Origin of the sequence: Bacillus sp. REN3 (assembly GCF_017912555.1) — a bacterium.
In the GTDB taxonomy this organism is placed as follows: Bacteria; Bacillota; Bacilli; order Bacillales; family Cytobacillaceae; genus Mesobacillus.
Genome location: NZ_JAERSD010000029.1, coordinates 1 through 17,254, shown reverse-complemented (window position 1 = coordinate 17,254; position 17,254 = coordinate 1). Strand labels below are relative to the sequence as shown.

General features: G+C 47.2%; 14 protein-coding genes. 8 read left to right on the top strand and 6 right to left on the bottom strand.

From position 1 onward, the window contains the following. Nucleotides 1-26: 26 nt before the first annotated feature. The 6 genes from mnmG to rpmH all read right to left on the bottom strand — a co-directional run bounded on the left by mnmG (nt 27) and on the right by rpmH (nt 6,099). Nucleotides 27-1,919, bottom strand: coding sequence for a tRNA uridine-5-carboxymethylaminomethyl(34) synthesis enzyme MnmG (mnmG, locus tag JJQ88_RS18860; RefSeq protein ID WP_210367590.1), 1,893 nt, complete (start codon nt 1,917-1,919; stop codon nt 27-29). A 55-nt stretch (nt 1,920-1,974) separates the two neighbouring features. Continuing rightward, nucleotides 1,975-3,360, bottom strand: coding sequence for a tRNA uridine-5-carboxymethylaminomethyl(34) synthesis GTPase MnmE (gene mnmE / locus JJQ88_RS18855; RefSeq protein WP_210367589.1), 1,386 nt, complete (start codon nt 3,358-3,360; stop codon nt 1,975-1,977). Nucleotides 3,361-3,953: 593 nt separating this feature from the next. Beyond that, nucleotides 3,954-4,574, bottom strand: coding sequence for an RNA-binding cell elongation regulator Jag/EloR (jag, locus tag JJQ88_RS18850; RefSeq protein WP_210367588.1), 621 nt, complete (start codon nt 4,572-4,574; stop codon nt 3,954-3,956). Next, a complete protein-coding gene (gene spoIIIJ, locus JJQ88_RS18845; protein ID WP_210367587.1) occupies nt 4,571-5,347 on the bottom strand; it encodes a YidC family membrane integrase SpoIIIJ in 777 nt (258 codons plus the stop codon). The genes jag and spoIIIJ overlap by 4 nt, the downstream gene beginning before the upstream one ends. A gap of 162 nt (nt 5,348-5,509) precedes the next feature. Next, on the bottom strand, nt 5,510-5,872 hold the full coding sequence (rnpA, locus tag JJQ88_RS18840) for a ribonuclease P protein component (protein ID WP_210367586.1): 363 nt from the start codon (nt 5,870-5,872) through the stop codon (nt 5,510-5,512). Between the two features lie 92 nt (nt 5,873-5,964). Beyond that, nucleotides 5,965-6,099 (bottom strand): 50S ribosomal protein L34, encoded by a 135-nt coding sequence (gene rpmH / locus JJQ88_RS18835; RefSeq protein ID WP_013059930.1) that lies wholly within the window; start codon nt 6,097-6,099, stop codon nt 5,965-5,967. Between the two features lie 590 nt (nt 6,100-6,689). On the opposite strand from rpmH, the gene dnaA reads away from it, so the two are divergent. The 8 genes from dnaA to JJQ88_RS18795 all read left to right on the top strand — a co-directional run bounded on the left by dnaA (nt 6,690) and on the right by JJQ88_RS18795 (nt 16,970). Then, on the top strand, nt 6,690-8,036 hold the full coding sequence (gene dnaA, locus JJQ88_RS18830; protein WP_210367585.1) for a chromosomal replication initiator protein DnaA: 1,347 nt from the start codon (nt 6,690-6,692) through the stop codon (nt 8,034-8,036). A gap of 184 nt (nt 8,037-8,220) precedes the next feature. Continuing rightward, on the top strand, nt 8,221-9,357 hold the full coding sequence (gene dnaN / locus JJQ88_RS18825; RefSeq protein WP_210367584.1) for a DNA polymerase III subunit beta: 1,137 nt from the start codon (nt 8,221-8,223) through the stop codon (nt 9,355-9,357). A gap of 154 nt (nt 9,358-9,511) precedes the next feature. Then, nucleotides 9,512-9,727 carry a S4 domain-containing protein YaaA gene (gene yaaA, locus JJQ88_RS18820; RefSeq protein ID WP_210367583.1) on the top strand — a complete coding sequence of 72 codons (216 nt, stop codon included), beginning with the start codon at nt 9,512-9,514 and terminating at the stop codon, nt 9,725-9,727. Between the two features lie 19 nt (nt 9,728-9,746). After that, the gene (gene recF, locus JJQ88_RS18815; protein ID WP_210367582.1) at nt 9,747-10,865 is read left to right on the top strand and encodes a DNA replication/repair protein RecF; all 1,119 of its coding nucleotides are present in this window, start codon (nt 9,747-9,749) and stop codon (nt 10,863-10,865) included. 10 nt (nt 10,866-10,875) lie between these two features. Next, complete coding sequence (remB, locus tag JJQ88_RS18810; RefSeq protein ID WP_210367581.1) at nt 10,876-11,124, top strand: extracellular matrix regulator RemB; 249 nt, start codon at nt 10,876-10,878, stop codon at nt 11,122-11,124. 69 nt (nt 11,125-11,193) lie between these two features. After that, nucleotides 11,194-13,101 (top strand): DNA topoisomerase (ATP-hydrolyzing) subunit B, encoded by a 1,908-nt coding sequence (gyrB, locus tag JJQ88_RS18805; RefSeq protein ID WP_481748321.1) that lies wholly within the window; start codon nt 11,194-11,196, stop codon nt 13,099-13,101. A gap of 123 nt (nt 13,102-13,224) precedes the next feature. Then, the gene (gyrA, locus tag JJQ88_RS18800) at nt 13,225-15,783 is read left to right on the top strand and encodes a DNA gyrase subunit A (RefSeq protein WP_210367580.1); all 2,559 of its coding nucleotides are present in this window, start codon (nt 13,225-13,227) and stop codon (nt 15,781-15,783) included. Between the two features lie 101 nt (nt 15,784-15,884). Then, entirely contained in the window at nt 15,885-16,970 is a 1,086-nt protein-coding gene (locus JJQ88_RS18795; RefSeq protein ID WP_210367579.1) for an HD-GYP domain-containing protein, read from the top strand. The last annotated feature ends 284 nt before the right edge of the window (nt 16,971-17,254 follow it).

Sequence of the window (17,254 nt, the reverse complement as noted above, 5' to 3'; positions counted from 1 at the left end):
CAACCCTTTCTGTCTTTGCTTGGGAATCAGTTGCTGGAAATGCGCGCGATCCTTCCATGCTCCAAGTAAACAAGCATAATCGAGATATCCGCAGGGTTTACGCCTGCTATCCTTGAGGCCTGGGCAAGCGTAAGCGGACGTACTTCCTTCAGCTTCTGGCGCGCTTCGGTTGCAAGCCCGGATATCGCATCGTAATCGATATTTTCGGGGATTTTTTTATCTTCCATTTTCTTCAGTTTTTCTACCTGCTGAAGCGATTTCTCGATATATCCTTCATATTTGATCTGGATTTCTGTCTGTTCTTCGATCTCAACTTCCAGCTCTTTTTCCGGTGGGACAAGACTCTTGATGTGTCCATATGTGATTTCGGGACGCTTAAGGAAATCAGACGCACGAGTCCCATCCTTCAATGCGCTGCCTCCGAGTGACCGGATTAATTCCTGGACTTCCTCTGTAGGCTTGATGATGATGGACCGAAGGCGTTTTTTCTCCGCTTCGACCGCTTCCTTTTTCGCCTGGAACTTGCTGTAGCGTTCTTCTGAGATCAAACCAAGCTCATATCCTTTTTCTGTCAGACGGAGGTCGGCATTGTCATGGCGAAGAAGCAGGCGATATTCCGCACGTGATGTCAGCAGACGATACGGTTCATTTGTCCCTTTCGTCACAAGGTCATCAATCAGGACACCGATATAGGCTTCCGACCTGCTCAAAATGATTTCTTCCTTGCCCAGCGCCCGGCGTCCGGCATTGATGCCGGCCATCAGCCCCTGCCCTGCTGCTTCTTCATAACCTGATGTCCCATTGATCTGGCCTGCAGTGTACAGATTCTTGACCTTCTTCGTTTCGAGGGTCGGCCAAAGCTGTGTCGGCACGATCGCATCATACTCGATCGCATAGCCGGCACGCATCATCTGAGCATTTTCAAGGCCTGGGACCGTGTGAAGGACCCTTTGCTGGACATCCTCTGGCAGGCTTGATGAAAGCCCCTGCACGTAGACTTCATCCGTGTTCCTTCCTTCCGGTTCCAGGAAAATCTGGTGGCGCGGCTTATCATTGAAACGGACTACCTTGTCTTCGATTGACGGGCAGTAACGAGGGCCGGTGCCTTTGATCATCCCTGAATACATCGGGGAACGATGAAGGTTCTGTTCGATCAGCTCATGGGTGCGCGCGTTCGTGTAGGTCAGCCAGCATGGCAGCTGGTCGGTGATATATTTCGTTGTTTCATAGGAAAAAGCGCGGTGGACCTTGTCACCAGGCTGGATTTCCGTTTTGTCATAATCGATTGTGCTGCCGAGGATACGCGGCGGTGTCCCTGTCTTGAAACGGACAAGATCGAAGCCAAGCTCTTCGAGGTGCTCTGAAAGCTTGATCGAAGGCTGCTGGTTGTTCGGCCCGCTTGAATATTTCAACTCGCCAAGGATGATCTCGCCACGCAAATACGTACCAGTCGTGATCACGACTGTTTTTGCCCGATAGACGGCTCCCGTCTTCGTGACGACCCCTTTGCAGACTCCGTCCTCGACGACAAGGCTTTCGACCATTCCCTGGAAAATTGTCAGGTTCGGTTCATTTTCAATCGTCTTCTTCATTTCTTTCTGGTATTCAAGTTTATCCGCCTGGGCACGCAGCGCTCTTACCGCTGGCCCCTTCCCTGTATTCAGCATCCTCATCTGGATGTAGGTTTTATCAATATTGCGGCCCATTTCACCGCCAAGTGCGTCAATTTCCCGGACGACAATTCCCTTCGCCGGTCCTCCAATCGACGGGTTGCACGGCATGAAAGCAACCATGTCAAGATTGATGGTCACAACCAGCGTGCTCGCACCCATCCGTGCCGCCGCGAGGGCTGCCTCAACACCTGCATGGCCGGCACCGACAACAACCACATCATAATTTCCGGCTTCATATTGCTGCATCCTGCTGCCTCCTTTTGTTGTTCATCAGCCGCAGCTGATTATTTTCCTGTAAAAATCATTTCCCTAGGCAAAATTGAGAGAACAGCTGGTCAATCAGGCTTTCGTGGACACTTTCGCCGATGATTTCCCCAAGCAGCTCCCAAGATCGAGTCAAATCAATCTGGACAATATCGATCGGCGTTCCCATTTCCACCCCGCTGATTGCTTCTTCAATCGCATGGACAGCCTGGTTCAGCAAAGCAATATGGCGGCTGTTCGAAACGTACGTAAGATCGCCAGCTTCAATCGAGCCTGAGAAGAATAAGGAAGAAATCGCTTCTTCCAACTCGTCTACTCCCCTGTCTTCGAGCAGCGAAGTCGTCACTAGCGGGTAATCCTCCGCAAGCATCCTGGCTTCCTCCATATCGATCTTCTGCGGCAGATCCGTCTTGTTGACGATGACAATGACATCCATGCCTTCGACTGCTTTGAAAATGTTCCGATCCTCTTCCGAAAGCTCATCCGAATAGTTCAGAACGAGCAGGATCAAATCCGCTTCCTTCAGGACCTGGCGGGAACGTTCCACACCAATCCGTTCAACAATATCCTCTGTTTCCCTTATCCCTGCCGTATCAAGGAGCCTTAGCGGCACACCCCGCACGTTGACATATTCCTCGATGACATCCCTCGTTGTCCCCGGGATGTCTGTTACGATCGCTTTGTTTTCGTGGACAAGGCTGTTCAGCAGCGACGACTTCCCGACATTCGGGCGGCCGACGATCACGGTCGACAGGCCCTCGCGCAGGATTTTCCCCTGTTGGGATGTCTGAAGCAATTTTTCCAGTTCAGCCTTCACGTAATTCGCTTTTTCCAATAGCATTTTGTGGGTCATTTCTTCGACATCGTCATACTCTGGATAATCGATGTTCACCTCGACATGGGCGAGCACCTCGAGAATTTCCTGGCGAAGCTTCTGGATCAGCCTTGAAAGGCGCCCTTCCATCTGGCCAAGGGCCATATTCATTGCCCGGTCCGTTTTTGCCCTGATCAGGTCGATGACAGCTTCCGCCTGGGATAAATCGATCCTTCCATTTAAAAAAGCCCGTTTTGTAAATTCACCCGGCTCAGCCAATCTCGCACCCTGATTAAGCACCAGCTGGAGAACGCGGTTTACAGAAACAAGACCCCCATGGCAATTGATTTCAACTACATCCTCTTTCGTGAACGTTTTCGGCCCCCTCATCACCGAAACCATCACTTCTTCGGCAACTTGTCCGCTTTTTGGATCGATCAAGTGGCCGTAATGGATCGTATGCGATTCTGCATCTTCCAGCTTCTTGCCTCCAGGGCTTCTGAACAGACGATCCGCAATATCGAAAGCCTGGTCACCGCTCAACCGGACAATCGCAATCGCTCCTTCTCCCATCGGCGTAGAAATCGCCGCAATTGTATCAAATTCCATGTCTTTCACCCCGCTTCTTCGGAAAAATTCATCTATTACTCAACAATGATAAAGTTTGTTTTCTACAAATTAATAGAATACCACATCATCATATTTTAAAAAAGAAACACTTACTGAAATTATCCACAATCACAAAATTAAATATCTATAATTTTAACTTATCCACATGTGAATAACAATAAAACCCGAGGAGGAAAGTATTTTGGCAGGCCTGTGGAGAACTTTTCAGACGGGGAGTTAAGGAAAGATGCTGGTAATCGAGGGGAGTCTCAGCGAATATTTGTCGAAACCCCGCAAAAAAAAACTTGTTTCCGCGAATAAATATTTTCATAATCCCCCAAACATTTGCCGAAATCCTGGGATACTGGAAAAAACAGATCGTTTTTTTCCGGTTCAAAAGCTTGAATTTCAGCAAAGATAAAGGTATCAATCCGCAAAAGATATCAGCGTGGAGAAAAGCTCAGCACTTGAAAAAAAGCATCATTGCTGAGATAAGCATCAACGTATAAAAAAGAGCAAAGCTGAAAGGGCGTCACCACCCGAAAAAAGCATCGAAAAAAGACCCGGTTCATGGACCGGGTCTTCCCTTCTGATTATTTCGATGGCGTGATCACAATGTGACGGTGCGGTTCTGTGCCATCCGAATAGGTCTTGATTTTGTTGTTGGACATCAATGCAGTATGAATCACTTTGCGTTCATACGAAGGCATCGGTTCGAGCGAAACACTCTTGCCCGTCCTGATTGCTTTTTGCGCCAGGCGTTCAGCAAGCTGGATGAGTGTTTCGTTCCGGCGCTTGCGATAGTCTTCGGCATCGAGCAGGACAATGGAGAACTGTTCGGAATACCGGTTCATGACAAGCTGTGTCAAATATTGGAGGGAATTCAGCGTTTGGCCTCGCTTGCCAATCAGCAGCGCGATTTTCTCGCCTGATAATGTAAAGTGAACGTGCTTCCCGTCCTTTTTGACATCAACATCGATTGGTGCGCCCAGCTGCTCCCCAACTGACTTCAAGTATTTCACCGCTTCCTCGATGGCATCGATTTTGACGGTTACCTTGACGACAGCAGGACGCGTGCCGAACAGGCCGAACAATCCTTTTTTGCCTTCATCAATTACGTTGATCTCTGTGCGGTCTTTTGTTGTGTTTAATTGAGCTAAAGCTGATTCTACTGCTTCGTCGACAGTTTGTCCTGTAGCAGTTACTTGTTTCACTTCTTTGCTCCTCCCGCATTGCCGGCAGCTGTTGTCTTCTTCAGATCCGGCCCTTTAATAAAATAGGTTTGGACAATCATGAACAGGTTTCCGACTACCCAGTACAAGGAAAGGGCCGCCGGGAAGTTGATCGCGAACACAACGATCATAATCGGCATAAGCCAGAGCATCATCGCCATCTGCGGATTATTTTCCTGGCCAGCCATCATCATTTTCTGCTGGATGAAAGTCGTAATACCCGCGACAATCGGCAGGATGTAAAACGGATCCGGTGAGCCAAGGTCGAACCACAGGAAGTTATGCTCGGCAATCTGCCTCGTTCTTGAAATTGCATGGTAAAAACCGATCAGGATCGGCATTTGTATTAAAAGCGGGAAGCATCCAGCGAGTGGATTGACCCCGTGCTTTTGGAAAAGAGCCATTGTTTCCTGCTGAAGCTTTTGCTGTGTTTTCTGATCCTTTGAACTGTATTTCTCTTTCAGCTTCTGCATCTCCGGCTGCAATGCCTGCATTGCCTTCGAACTCTTGGTTTGCTTGATCATCAGCGGCAGGATCGCCAGGCGGATGATCAGCGTGACAACAATGATCGAAAAGCCGAAGCTGCCGCCGAGCATCTCAGCCACTTTCACGATCAGCATGGATAGTGGATAAACGATGTATTCATTCCAGAAACCCTTGCTCTCAGGCGTGATCGGCTGGTCAAACTCCGTACAGCCTGTCAGTAGGGTCACCACCAAAAGCAAGCCCATTACCAATAATATTCTTTTTTTCAAACTCTATTTCCTCCTAACTGCAGCAACGTTTTCTATATTTTTATTGTTTGTCCAAATTAAGCATCGTCTGCCTAAGAATACCGGCAAAATGCAATCAACAGTATTTTAACATCTTTTAAGCGGAAGCGCTTTTAAAAAATGCAAATCATGATGATTTTCATTTCAATCATTATCGACAGCTCTCGGCTTCTTCAAAACCCTGGCCACCTTCAGCACGTGTTCAAGGCTCGCTTTGACATCATGCATGCCCATTTCAGCTGCCGGCTTACGCGCGATGATGATGTAATCGTTCCCTGTATGTACACGATCCTGCAGTTCATGGAAGGACTGGCGGATATAGCGCTTGATCTGGTTGCGGACAACCGCGTTCCCGATTTTTTTGCTGACCGAAAGACCGATCCTGAAATTTTCCTGCCCAGGTCTCTTCATCACATAAACGACGAATTGGCGGTTGGCAAAAGATTTCCCTTTCTTAAAAGCCTCCTGGAATTCTTTGTTCTTTTTCACTCTGAACCCTTTTTTCATCTATATAACACCTTCAATTCCCAGTGGATCTCATCTTTCCCTCAAAATTAGTAGTGCCCAAAGAGAAAAAAGACCACTGACATTTCAGTGGCCTACGCTGATAATACTTTTCTTCCTTTGCGACGACGACGAGCAAGAACCTTACGGCCGTTCGCACTGCTCATGCGGGCACGGAATCCGTGAACTTTGCTGTGTTTGCGTTTATTTGGTTGATAAGTGCGTTTCATATATGTGACACCTCCCTGAGGAATAGCTGTAACAGACAGTCTTTGTAATTATAAAGATGCGAGTATTCGATTGTCAAGTGCCTATGAAAAAAACTGCCTGTCCCTGTGAAAGGAAAATACTTGATTATCCCGGAAGGTGATCCACCTAAAAAATCATTTTTTTCCGCTCAATCATTTGCCTGTGGACAAAAATCGACAGGCTCTATCTTTATCCACAGCCCGTTTTGACAACTTCTACACAATCTAACTGCCTGTGGACAATTATACTCCACATCGGGAAGGGATTGTGGATAATGTATGAAAAGGCGTTGCGCCAAGCCAGATTATTTGGTATTATATTTGTGTTTTCACTCTTAATAAATTAACCATGCATATGTTATTATCCACAAAGTGTGGATAACCTGTGGATAGGTTATTCAGGCCTGTTGTAAAACTTTGTCCACAATCCGTGGATAATGTCGAAAACCTCCTTTGTTTCCTTATTATATATTTTTCCACATTAATAGTTTCGTATATTTATAAATCAAAGGGGTTGTACAGCTTGTATAACCTGGTTTTTTATGAAACCGACAGAAAAGGAGGGACAATTGTTGGAGAATATCACAGACCTCTGGAATAATGCTCTCGCGAAAATCGAGAAAAAAATCAGCAAGCCGAGTTTCGAAACATGGCTGAAATCGACAAAAGCACATACTCTCCAGGGTGATGTACTGACAATCACAGCACCGAACGAATTTGCGCGTGATTGGCTTGAAGAACGCTATTCCCAGTTAATCAGCGGGATCCTGTATGAAATCACCGGCGAAGAACTTTCTGTGAAATTCATTATTCCCCAGAATCAAAAGGAGGAAGATCTGGATCTTCCGCTGCCGCCAAAGAGGATCAAGAAGGATGAAGAAACACCTGAATTCCCTGTCAGTATGCTGAATCCAAAGTATACATTCGATACTTTCGTCATAGGATCGGGGAACAGGTTTGCCCATGCCGCTTCACTAGCAGTGGCGGAAGCGCCGGCAAAGGCCTACAACCCTTTATTTATCTACGGGGGAGTCGGGCTCGGGAAAACCCACTTGATGCATGCGATCGGGCATTACGTGCAGGACCATAATCCGAATGCCAAGGTCGTTTATTTATCATCCGAAAAATTCACGAATGAATTCATCAACTCAATCCGTGACAATAAAGCAGGCGATTTCCGAAACAAATACAGGAACGTCGATGTCCTGCTCATAGATGATATTCAATTCCTGGCTGGAAAAGAACAAACGCAGGAAGAATTTTTCCATACATTCAATACATTGCATGAGGAAAGCAAGCAAATTGTCATCTCGAGCGACCGGCCGCCAAAAGAGATCCCGACTTTGGAAGACAGGCTGAGATCCCGATTTGAATGGGGTTTGATCACCGATATCACGCCTCCTGACCTGGAGACAAGGATTGCGATCCTGCGGAAGAAAGCGAAAGCAGAAGGGCTCGATATCCCGAATGAAGTGATGCTGTATATCGCAAACCAGATTGATTCCAACATCCGCGAACTGGAGGGAGCGTTGATCCGGGTTGTCGCTTATTCTTCATTGATCAATAAGGACATCAACGCCGATCTTGCCGCGGAAGCCCTGAAGGATATCATCCCAAGCTCCAAGCCGAAGGTGATCACGATCCTTGATATCCAACGGGTAGTCGGTCAGCATTTCAATGTGAAGCTGGAGGATTTCAAGGCAAAGAAGCGGACCAAATCCGTGGCTTTCCCAAGGCAGATCGCCATGTACTTATCAAGGGAACTGACTGATTTCTCACTCCCTAAGATCGGGGAGGAATTCGGCGGCCGCGACCATACGACCGTCATCCATGCCCATGAGAAAATTTCGAAGCTGATCACGAGCGATGCTCAGCTGCAAAGACAGCTTAAAGACATAAATGAACAGTTAAGAGTATAAGGAAAAGTGTGAATAACTATCCGCTGTTTGCACACAGTCTGTCCACATGTGGATAGACTGTGTTTCCTTTGATCAATCGACTTATCCACAAATCCACAGGCACTACTAGTACTTCTACTATTTTAAAAACATAATAATTATATGATTTTCGCAGAGAAAATATACTTAACGGAGGATTAAAAAAATGAGATTTATAATCCAACGCGATTCATTGCTGCAAAGCGTCCAGGATGTTATGAAGGCAGTAACAAGCAGAACGACGATCCCGATTTTGACAGGAATCAAGATTGTCGCTTCAGAGGATGGAGTGACCTTGACAGGCAGCGATTCCGATATTTCAATCGAATCTTTCATTCCAAAGGAAGAGGCGGGCGATGAAATCGTCGAAATAAAACGGACCGGATCGATCGTACTGCAGGCCCGTTTTTTCAGCGAAATCGTCAAGAAGCTGCCTACAGACACTGTGGAAATCGAAGTCCACAACCATTTGCAGACTGTCATCCGTTCTGGGAAGTCCGAATTCAACCTGAACGGACTGGATGCCGAGGAATATCCGCACCTTCCGCAAATTTCGGAGGAACATGTTTTCAGGATTCCTACTGATTTGCTGAAAAGCCTGATCCGCCAGACTGTGTTCGCAGTGTCCACCTCAGAAACACGCCCGATCTTGACAGGTGTAAACTGGAAGGTCGAAAATAATGAATTGATCTGTATTGCAACAGATAGCCACAGGCTTGCGTTAAGAAAAGCGAAGCTGGAAGCAGAGAATTCCGAAAACTATAATGTTGTCATTCCGGGAAAAAGCCTAACAGAATTGAGCAAGATTCTTGATGACAGCTCGGATCTTGTCGAGATCGTCATTACTGAAAACCAGGTATTGTTCAAGGCGAAACATCTATTGTTTTTCTCTAGGCTGCTTGAAGGGAATTACCCTGACACAGCCAGGTTAATCCCAACTGAAAGCAAGACGGATGTCGTTGTGAATACAAAGGAATTCCTGCATGCAATCGACCGCGCTTCCTTGCTTGCGAGGGAAGGAAGGAACAATGTCGTCAAGTTCTCGATAATCGAGGGAGGGGCGATCGAGGTATCTTCCAATACACCGGAAATCGGAACAGTTGTGGAAGAAATCCAGAGCCAGTCGATTGAAGGAGAAGACCTGAAAATTTCCTTCAGCGCGAAATACATGATGGATGCCTTGAAGGCGCTTGAAGGTACAGAGATCCAAATCAGCTTTACCGGCGCGATGAGGCCATTCATCATCAGGCCAATGCATGATGATTCCATCCTGCAGCTGATCCTGCCAGTAAGGACCTACTAAGCATTTGAAAATGCAGCCACGGATTAGAATAGAGCCACCAGTTCGACGCTGGTGGCCTTTTTATGATTGGAGCGGCTATTTAGAATATTTGTTTCCCTGGTAAAAATTTAGTAGAATAAAGTATTAAGTCTTTTTGGAAGAAAAGGGTGAGGACGTGAACGAAGAAATCAAAATCGATACGGAATATATAACCCTCGGCCAATTTTTGAAACTAGCCGATGTCATCCAATCAGGCGGAATGGCGAAATGGTTTTTAAGCGAGCATGATGTTTTTATCAATGGTGAACAGGACCAGCGAAGAGGAAGGAAGCTTCGTGCGGGGGACCAAGTGAGGATCCCCGGTTTTGGGGAGTTCCTCATAACGCAATAATTCAGAGGATGGACTGTCCATGTATATAGAAGATCTGAAATTGAAAAATTATCGGAATTACCCTGAGCTCGAGATTCCCTTCGAAAACAAGGTGAATGTGATCCTTGGGGAGAATGCGCAGGGAAAGACGAATGTGATGGAATCGATCTATGTCCTGGCAATGGCCAAGTCCCATCGGACCTCCAATGATAAAGATCTTATTCGCTGGGACGAGGAATATGCTAAAATAGAAGGACGGATCATAAAAAGCAGCGGCTCGCTGCCCATGCAGCTGGTCATTTCCAAAAAAGGAAAAAGAGCAAGGGTGAACCATCTCGAACAGCGGAAGCTCAGCCAATATGTAGGCAATATGAATGTTGTCATGTTCGCGCCTGAAGACCTTCACCTAGTAAAGGGGAGTCCTCAAGTTAGGCGCCGTTTTATTGATATGGAGATTGGCCAGGTATCTCCAGTCTATTTGCATGAAATGAGCCAGTACAACAAAATCCTGCAGCAGCGGAACCATTACCTCAAACAGCTGCAAATCAAGAAAAGCACTGATATGACGATGCTAGAAATCCTGACGGAACAATTCATCCAGTCAGCTGCAAAGATTGTCGAAAAGAGATTCGAGTTCCTGAAACTGCTTGAAAAGTGGGCATTGCCGATCCACCAGGGCATCTCAAGAGGGCTCGAAAGCCTTGAAATTGTCTATAAACCTTCTGCAGACGTATCAGAAGGGGATGATTTGTCGAAAATGATAGCAGTCTATGAGGAAAAATTCGCGAAAGTGAAAAACAGGGAGATCGACCGTGGAACGAGTATGTTCGGTCCGCATCGGGACGATCTGCAATTTTTTGTGAATGGGCGCGATGTCCAGACCTTCGGATCGCAGGGCCAGCAGCGGACGACCGCGTTGTCGGTGAAACTGGCAGAAATCGAACTGATCCAGGCCGAGATTGGCGAGTATCCGATCCTGCTGCTTGATGATGTGCTGTCTGAACTAGACGATTACCGCCAATCCCACTTATTGAACACCATCCAGGGAAAAGTCCAAACCTTCGTGACGACAACGAGCGTGGATGGAATCGACCATCAGACGCTGAAGGAAGCGGCTGCCTTCAGGGTGGAAGCGGGAAATATGGCGAGAATCCAGTGAGGTGGATGTAATGTACTTGCATGTTGGCGAAGAAGTCCTGGTAAGGACACGGGACATTATCGCAATCCTGGATATCGACAGCGCAAAATCTTCTCCGTTCATGGAAGAATTCATTGGACGGCAGCAGAAGAAAGCCGTCCATCTGGCAAAGGGCGCAGCCAAATCCATCGTCGTCACTGGCGATCTTGTTTATTTTTCGCCATTGGCATCAGGGACTTTAAAGAAACGCTCCATGAAATCATCAGTCCAGGAGTTTTAATATAGATTAGTATATGCAAAAGAAGGATAACGGAAAGTGTAGGTGATCGATATGGCAATGGAGCAATCCATGCAGGGACAAGCGTACGACGAAAACCAGATACAAGTGCTTGAAGGCCTCGAGGCAGTGCGCAAACGCCCGGGAATGTATATCGGTTCAACGAGTGCAAGAGGATTGCACCATCTAGTATGGGAAATCGTTGATAATAGTATTGATGAGGCGCTTGCTGGCTACTGTGATGAGATCAATGTCATAATCGAGGAAGATAACAGTATCACGGTCAGGGATAACGGCCGGGGAATTCCTGTCGGGATCCATGAAAAAATGGGCAAGCCTGCAGTTGAGGTCATCATGACGGTCCTCCATGCCGGCGGGAAATTCGGCGGCGGAGGCTATAAGGTATCAGGCGGATTGCACGGTGTCGGTGCATCAGTCGTTAACGCCCTGTCCACCTATCTTGAAGTGTTTGTCCATCGTGATGACAATGTCTATTACCAGAAATTCGAACGTGGCGCGGTAGGAGATCCATTGAAGATAATCGGTGAAACGGACCATACTGGCACAACCGTCCATTTCAAGCCGGATCCGGAAATTTTCACAGAAACGATTGAATACGATTACGAAACACTTGCTACCCGTATCCGTGAACTGGCATTCCTGAACAGGGGAATCCGTATCACGATTGAAGACAAGCGGGTTGAGGATAAAAAGAATGAGTACCATTACGAAGGCGGAATCAGATCGTATGTCGAGCACTTGAACCGCACACGGGAAGTCCTCCATGAAGACCCGATCTACATTGAGGGCGAAAAGGAAGGCATCACGGTTGAAGTTGCCATCCAGTACAACGATAGTTACACGGGGAATATCTATTCGTTCGCGAACAATATCCATACGTACGAAGGTGGTACGCATGAAGCCGGCTTCAAGACTGCGCTGACCCGTGTCATAAATGATTATGCCCGCAAGCATGGCATCTTCAAGGAAAATGACGCCAACCTTTCAGGGGAAGACGTGCGTGAAGGCCTGACAGCAATCGTGTCCATCAAGCACCCGAATCCTCAATTCGAGGGCCAGACGAAAACCAAATTAGGGAATTCAGAAGTCCGTACCGTAACGGATACTCTGTTTTCCGACCATTTCGAAAAATTCCTGCTCGAGAACCCGACAGTCGCAAGGAAAATCGTCGATAAGGGCTTGATGGCAGCACGGGCAAGGCTTGCCGCCAAGAAAGCGCGCGAACTGACAAGGCGGAAAAGTGCGCTGGAAATTTCAAGCTTGCCGGGGAAATTGGCCGATTGCTCATCAAAGGATCCTTCAATCAGTGAACTGTATATCGTTGAGGGTGACTCAGCGGGCGGATCAGCGAAACAAGGCCGCGATCGTCATTTTCAGGCAATCTTGCCGCTCAGGGGTAAAATCCTGAATGTTGAAAAGTCCCGCCTTGATAAAATTTTATCCAATAACGAAGTCCGGATGATCATCACTGCCGTCGGTACGGGAATCGGCGAGGACTTCGATATTTCGAAAGCGCGTTACCAGAAGATCGTCATCATGACTGATGCCGATGTGGATGGTGCCCATATCCGTACGTTATTATTGACATTCTTCTACAGATATATGAGGCAAATTCTCGAAGCTGGCTATGTTTATATCGCCCAGCCGCCATTATATAAAATCCAGCAGGGCAAACGAATCGAATATGCCTATAATGATAAGCAGCTTGACGAGATCCTTGCTGAATTGCCGCAGCAGCCGAAGCCGGGAATCCAGCGCTACAAAGGTCTTGGCGAGATGAATCCGGAACAGCTTTGGGAAACAACGATGAATCCGGAAACGCGGACATTGCTCCAGGTCAGCCTTGAAGGCGCCATCGAAGCAGATGAGACGTTCGAAATCCTGATGGGAGACAAGGTAGAGCCTCGCCGCAATTTCATCGAAGAAAACGCGATTTACGTCAAGAACCTAGATATTTAATATACGGCCAGGATAGGTGGTTTCTCCCTCTATCCTGCTTTTTCTTAAGTCGCTATGGGACTGGTTTTCTGCGGGCCATGGCGATTGCTTGAACAGAGTTCCTAAAGGAGGTTCCTCTTAAAAATGGCTGAAACACCCAATTATCGTGTGAAAGAGGTTAATATTAGCCAGGAAATGCGTTCATCCTTCCTGGATTATGCCATGAGCGTTATCGTCGCTCGTGCGCTTCCGGATGTGCGTGACGGCCTGAAGCCAGTGCATAGAAGGATTCTTTACGCCATGCATGACCTTGGTATGCATGCGGACAAAGCCTATAAAAAATCAGCGAGGATCGTCGGCGAAGTAATCGGTAAGTATCACCCGCACGGTGACTCGGCGGTTTACGATACAATGGTCCGCATGGCACAGGATTTCAACTACCGTTACATGCTCGTAGATGGGCATGGAAACTTCGGTTCGGTCGATGGCGATGCAGCCGCGGCGATGCGATATACAGAAGCTCGCATGTCAAAGATTTCGATGGAACTTCTTCGTGACATCAACAAGGATACGATTGATTACCAAGATAACTATGACGGTGCTGAAAGAGAACCGGTCGTCATGCCGTCGAGGTTCCCTAACCTCCTTGTCAATGGTACGTCGGGAATTGCCGTCGGGATGGCGACGAACATTCCGCCACATCAGCTTGGAGAAGTGATCGATGGCGTCCTCGCAATCAGCAAGGACCCTGACCTTACCATCCAGGAGCTGATGGAAATCATCAAAGGCCCTGATTTCCCTACCGCCGGGCTGATCCTCGGACGAAGCGGGATCCGCAAGGCCTATGAGACAGGCCGCGGTTCCATCACGCTTAGGGCAAAAGTTGAAATCGAACAGAAAACAAACGGAAAAGAAGTCATCGTTGTCAGTGAGCTTCCATATCAGGTCAATAAAGCGAAGCTGATCGAAAAAATCGCAGAGCTCGTGCGCGATAAAAGAATCGATGGCATCACCGACTTGAGGGATGAATCCGACCGCAATGGGATGAGGATCTTCATTGAAGTCCGCAAAGATGCGAATGCAAATGTGCTATTGAATAACCTTTATAAGCAAACGGCATTGCAGACAACCTTCGGGATCAACTTGCTGGCCCTTGTCGAAGGGCAGCCGAAGGTGCTGAACCTTAAGCAATGTTTGAAATACTACCTTGACCACCAGGTTGTCGTGATCCGCCGCAGGACAGAATTCGACTTGAAGAAAGCTGAAGCAAGGGCTCATATTCTCGAAGGATTGCGGATTGCCCTTGATAATCTTGATGCAGTCATCAGCTTGATCAGAAGCTCGAGGACGACTGAAATCGCCAAGGAAGGCTTGATGGAACAGTTCAGCCTCTCTGAGAAGCAGGCCCAGGCGATCCTGGATATGCGTCTCCAAAGGCTGACAGGCCTGGAACGCGAAAAAATCGAAGAAGAATTCCAGAACCTGATGAAGTTGATTGCCGAATTAAAAGCCATTCTTGCAGATAATGAAAAAGTGCTTGAAATCATCCGCGAAGAGCTGACGGAAATCAAAGAGCGCTTCAATGATGAGCGCCGTACTGAAATTGTTTCCGGAGGGCTGGAGATGATCGAGGATGAAGACTTGATCCCTCGCGAAAACATTGTCATCACGCTGACACACAATGGCTATATTAAGCGTTTGCCTGTGTCAACTTACAGGGCGCAGCGCCGTGGCGGCCGGGGCATCCAGGGGATGGGAACGAATGAAGATGACTTCGTTGAACATCTGATCACAACCTCGACGCACGACACGATCTTGTTCTTTACGAACAAGGGCAAGGTCTATCGTTCGAAGGGTTACGAAATCCCGGAATTCAACCGGACTGCTAAGGGAATCCCGATCATCAACCTGCTTGAAATCGAAAAGGGAGAATGGGTCAATGCGATCATTCCAATCGAGGAATTCGTCGACGACTGGTTCCTTTTCTTCACAACGAAAGAGGGGATTTCCAAACGTTCGCCGCTTACCTCCTTTGCGAATATCAGGAACAACGGCTTGATTGCCCTGAACCTGAGGGAAGGCGATGAATTGATTTCCGTGCGCCTTACAGATGGCGACAAAGAAATGATCATCGGCACGAAGAACGGTCTCCTGATCCGTTTCCCTGAAACCGATGTCCGTTCAATGGGCCGTACCGCAACGGGCGTAAAAGGCATCGCGCTTTCTGAAGGGGACGAAGTCGTTGGCATGGAAGTCCTGGAAGAAGGCTCTGAGATCCTTGTCGTCACCAAAAATGGTTTCGGCAAGCGGACCCCTGCAGAAGAATACAGGAGGCAGGGCCGTGGCGGAAAAGGAATCAAGACTTGCAACATTACTGATAGGAACGGTGACCTCGTGACAGTGAAAGTCGTAACCGGCGAGGAAGATTTGATGCTGATCACCACAGGTGGGGTCTTGATCCGGATTCCTGTTGGTTCGATTTCCGTGACCGGCCGGAATACTCAGGGGGTTAAGCTGATTGCCCTGGATAAGACGGAAAATGAGTTTGTTGCGACCGTTGCGCAAGTCGAAAAAGAAGAAGAGAAGTTCGATGAAATCGATCCTGATGAAGAGGGCGGTGACGGGCCTGCACATGAAGATGGCGCAGAACCTGCAACCAGTGAAAATTCATCGGAAGCTCTGCCAGAAACCGACAATGAATAAAAAACATTTGGAGGAACACAAATTTGTGTTCCTCTTTTTTGGTAAAATAAAGTAAAATTGAAAGTGAAAGTGAGAAACTAGAGTTAAGAGGTGGAAAAGCCTTGCGCGTAAATGTCAACAATCTGAAAGAGGGCTGTATCCTCATGGCTGATGTGGTAAGCAGGACCAACAGGCCAATCATCAATAAGAAAACTGTGCTAACCAATCAACTGATAGAAGTGCTTAAGGCTTTTCTGATAAAGGAAGTTGAAGTTGAAAAAACGATGGTAAACGGTGAACCGTTTTATGCTCCGCGTACTGGAAAGGAAACAGCGGATACGAGCGCACCTGTTCCGGGTGAATTGAGCTTTATCGATTTATTTTTACGCAAAAAGCAGGAATTCAAAAAAGAATTCATTAAATGGCAATCTGGCATACAAATGGATGTCTCGAAAGTCAGAAGCATTATCCTTCCACTGATCGAGCATCCTGAATTCAGCTCTTCGACGATTCTTTATCTGCATCATTACTCAACGAAAGCGGATTATCTATATGACCACCCCCTCGCTGTGGGGATCATAAGTGCGTTCATTGCCAAAAAACTCAATCACAGTAAGGGAGACATCACCCAGGTTGCCCTTGCAGGCTGCCTGTCAGACTGTGGGATGGCAAAGATAAGCCAGGCTGTCCTGAACAAAGAATCGACCCTGACTGAAGAGGAATACGAGGAAATCAAGAAACATCCCACCTTCAGTTATCAAATGGTCAAGAATAGCCCGCTGTTGAAGGAAAGTGCGAAGGTGGCCATCCTGCAGCATCATGAAAGGCTCGACGGAAGCGGGTATCCGTTTGGGGAAAAAGCAAATCGCATCGATCCATCCGCAAAGATCATTACTGTGGCCGATACTTTCCATGCCATGACATCAGAAAGGATCTATAAACCGAAGAATTCCCCATTCAAGGTCCTCGAAATGATCCAGGAAGACTTGTTCGGTGAATTCGATATCGGTGTATTGAGTGCACTAAGTACAGCGGTCATGAATTTTTCGATCGGAAGCAAGGTTCGGCTATCCGATGGTCATGATGCCGAAGTCCTCTTCGCCTCCGAAACAACTCCGACAAGGCCGCTGATCAGGCTGCTGGATACGGAACAAATTATCGCACTGGAACAAAACAGGCACTTGTATATTGAAGAAGTCCTCCAATAAGCCGGCCCTTAGGGTTGGCTTTTGAATTGCGATTTTATAAGCGATTCTTTTTGAAAAAGTATTGCATAATAGGCGTTTGCTTGATATAATCTTCAAAGTCAGTAATGAAAAAAATGCTTTTGTCGTGTTTTTTTAAAAAAAGTTATTGACTTTGATAGTTTGAAAATGATATATTAATAAAGTCGCTTCCGGGCGACGGAGTAACAATTGCTCTTTGAAAACTAAACAAACAAGCGTCAACAAACAATAATCATCATGGCTTCTTATGAAGATCATGAGCCAAC

Bases quoted from the DNA above. Each gene is read 5' to 3' on its own strand.
- dnaN (WP_210367584.1), top strand. From the start codon at position 8,221: ATGAGATTTATAATCCAACGCGATTCATTGCTGCAAAGCGTCCAGGAT.
- mnmG (WP_210367590.1), bottom strand. From the start codon at position 1,919: ATGCAGCAATATGAAGCCGGAAATTATGATGTGGTTGTTGTCGGTGCC.
- gyrA (WP_210367580.1), top strand. From the start codon at position 13,225: ATGGCTGAAACACCCAATTATCGTGTGAAAGAGGTTAATATTAGCCAG.
- gyrB (WP_481748321.1), top strand. From the start codon at position 11,194: ATGCAGGGACAAGCGTACGACGAAAACCAGATACAAGTGCTTGAAGGC.
- recF (WP_210367582.1), top strand. From the start codon at position 9,747: ATGTATATAGAAGATCTGAAATTGAAAAATTATCGGAATTACCCTGAG.
- rpmH (WP_013059930.1), bottom strand. From the start codon at position 6,099: ATGAAACGCACTTATCAACCAAATAAACGCAAACACAGCAAAGTTCAC.
- rnpA (WP_210367586.1), bottom strand. From the start codon at position 5,872: ATGAAAAAAGGGTTCAGAGTGAAAAAGAACAAAGAATTCCAGGAGGCT.
- mnmE (WP_210367589.1), bottom strand. From the start codon at position 3,360: ATGGAATTTGATACAATTGCGGCGATTTCTACGCCGATGGGAGAAGGA.
- remB (WP_210367581.1), top strand. From the start codon at position 10,876: ATGTACTTGCATGTTGGCGAAGAAGTCCTGGTAAGGACACGGGACATT.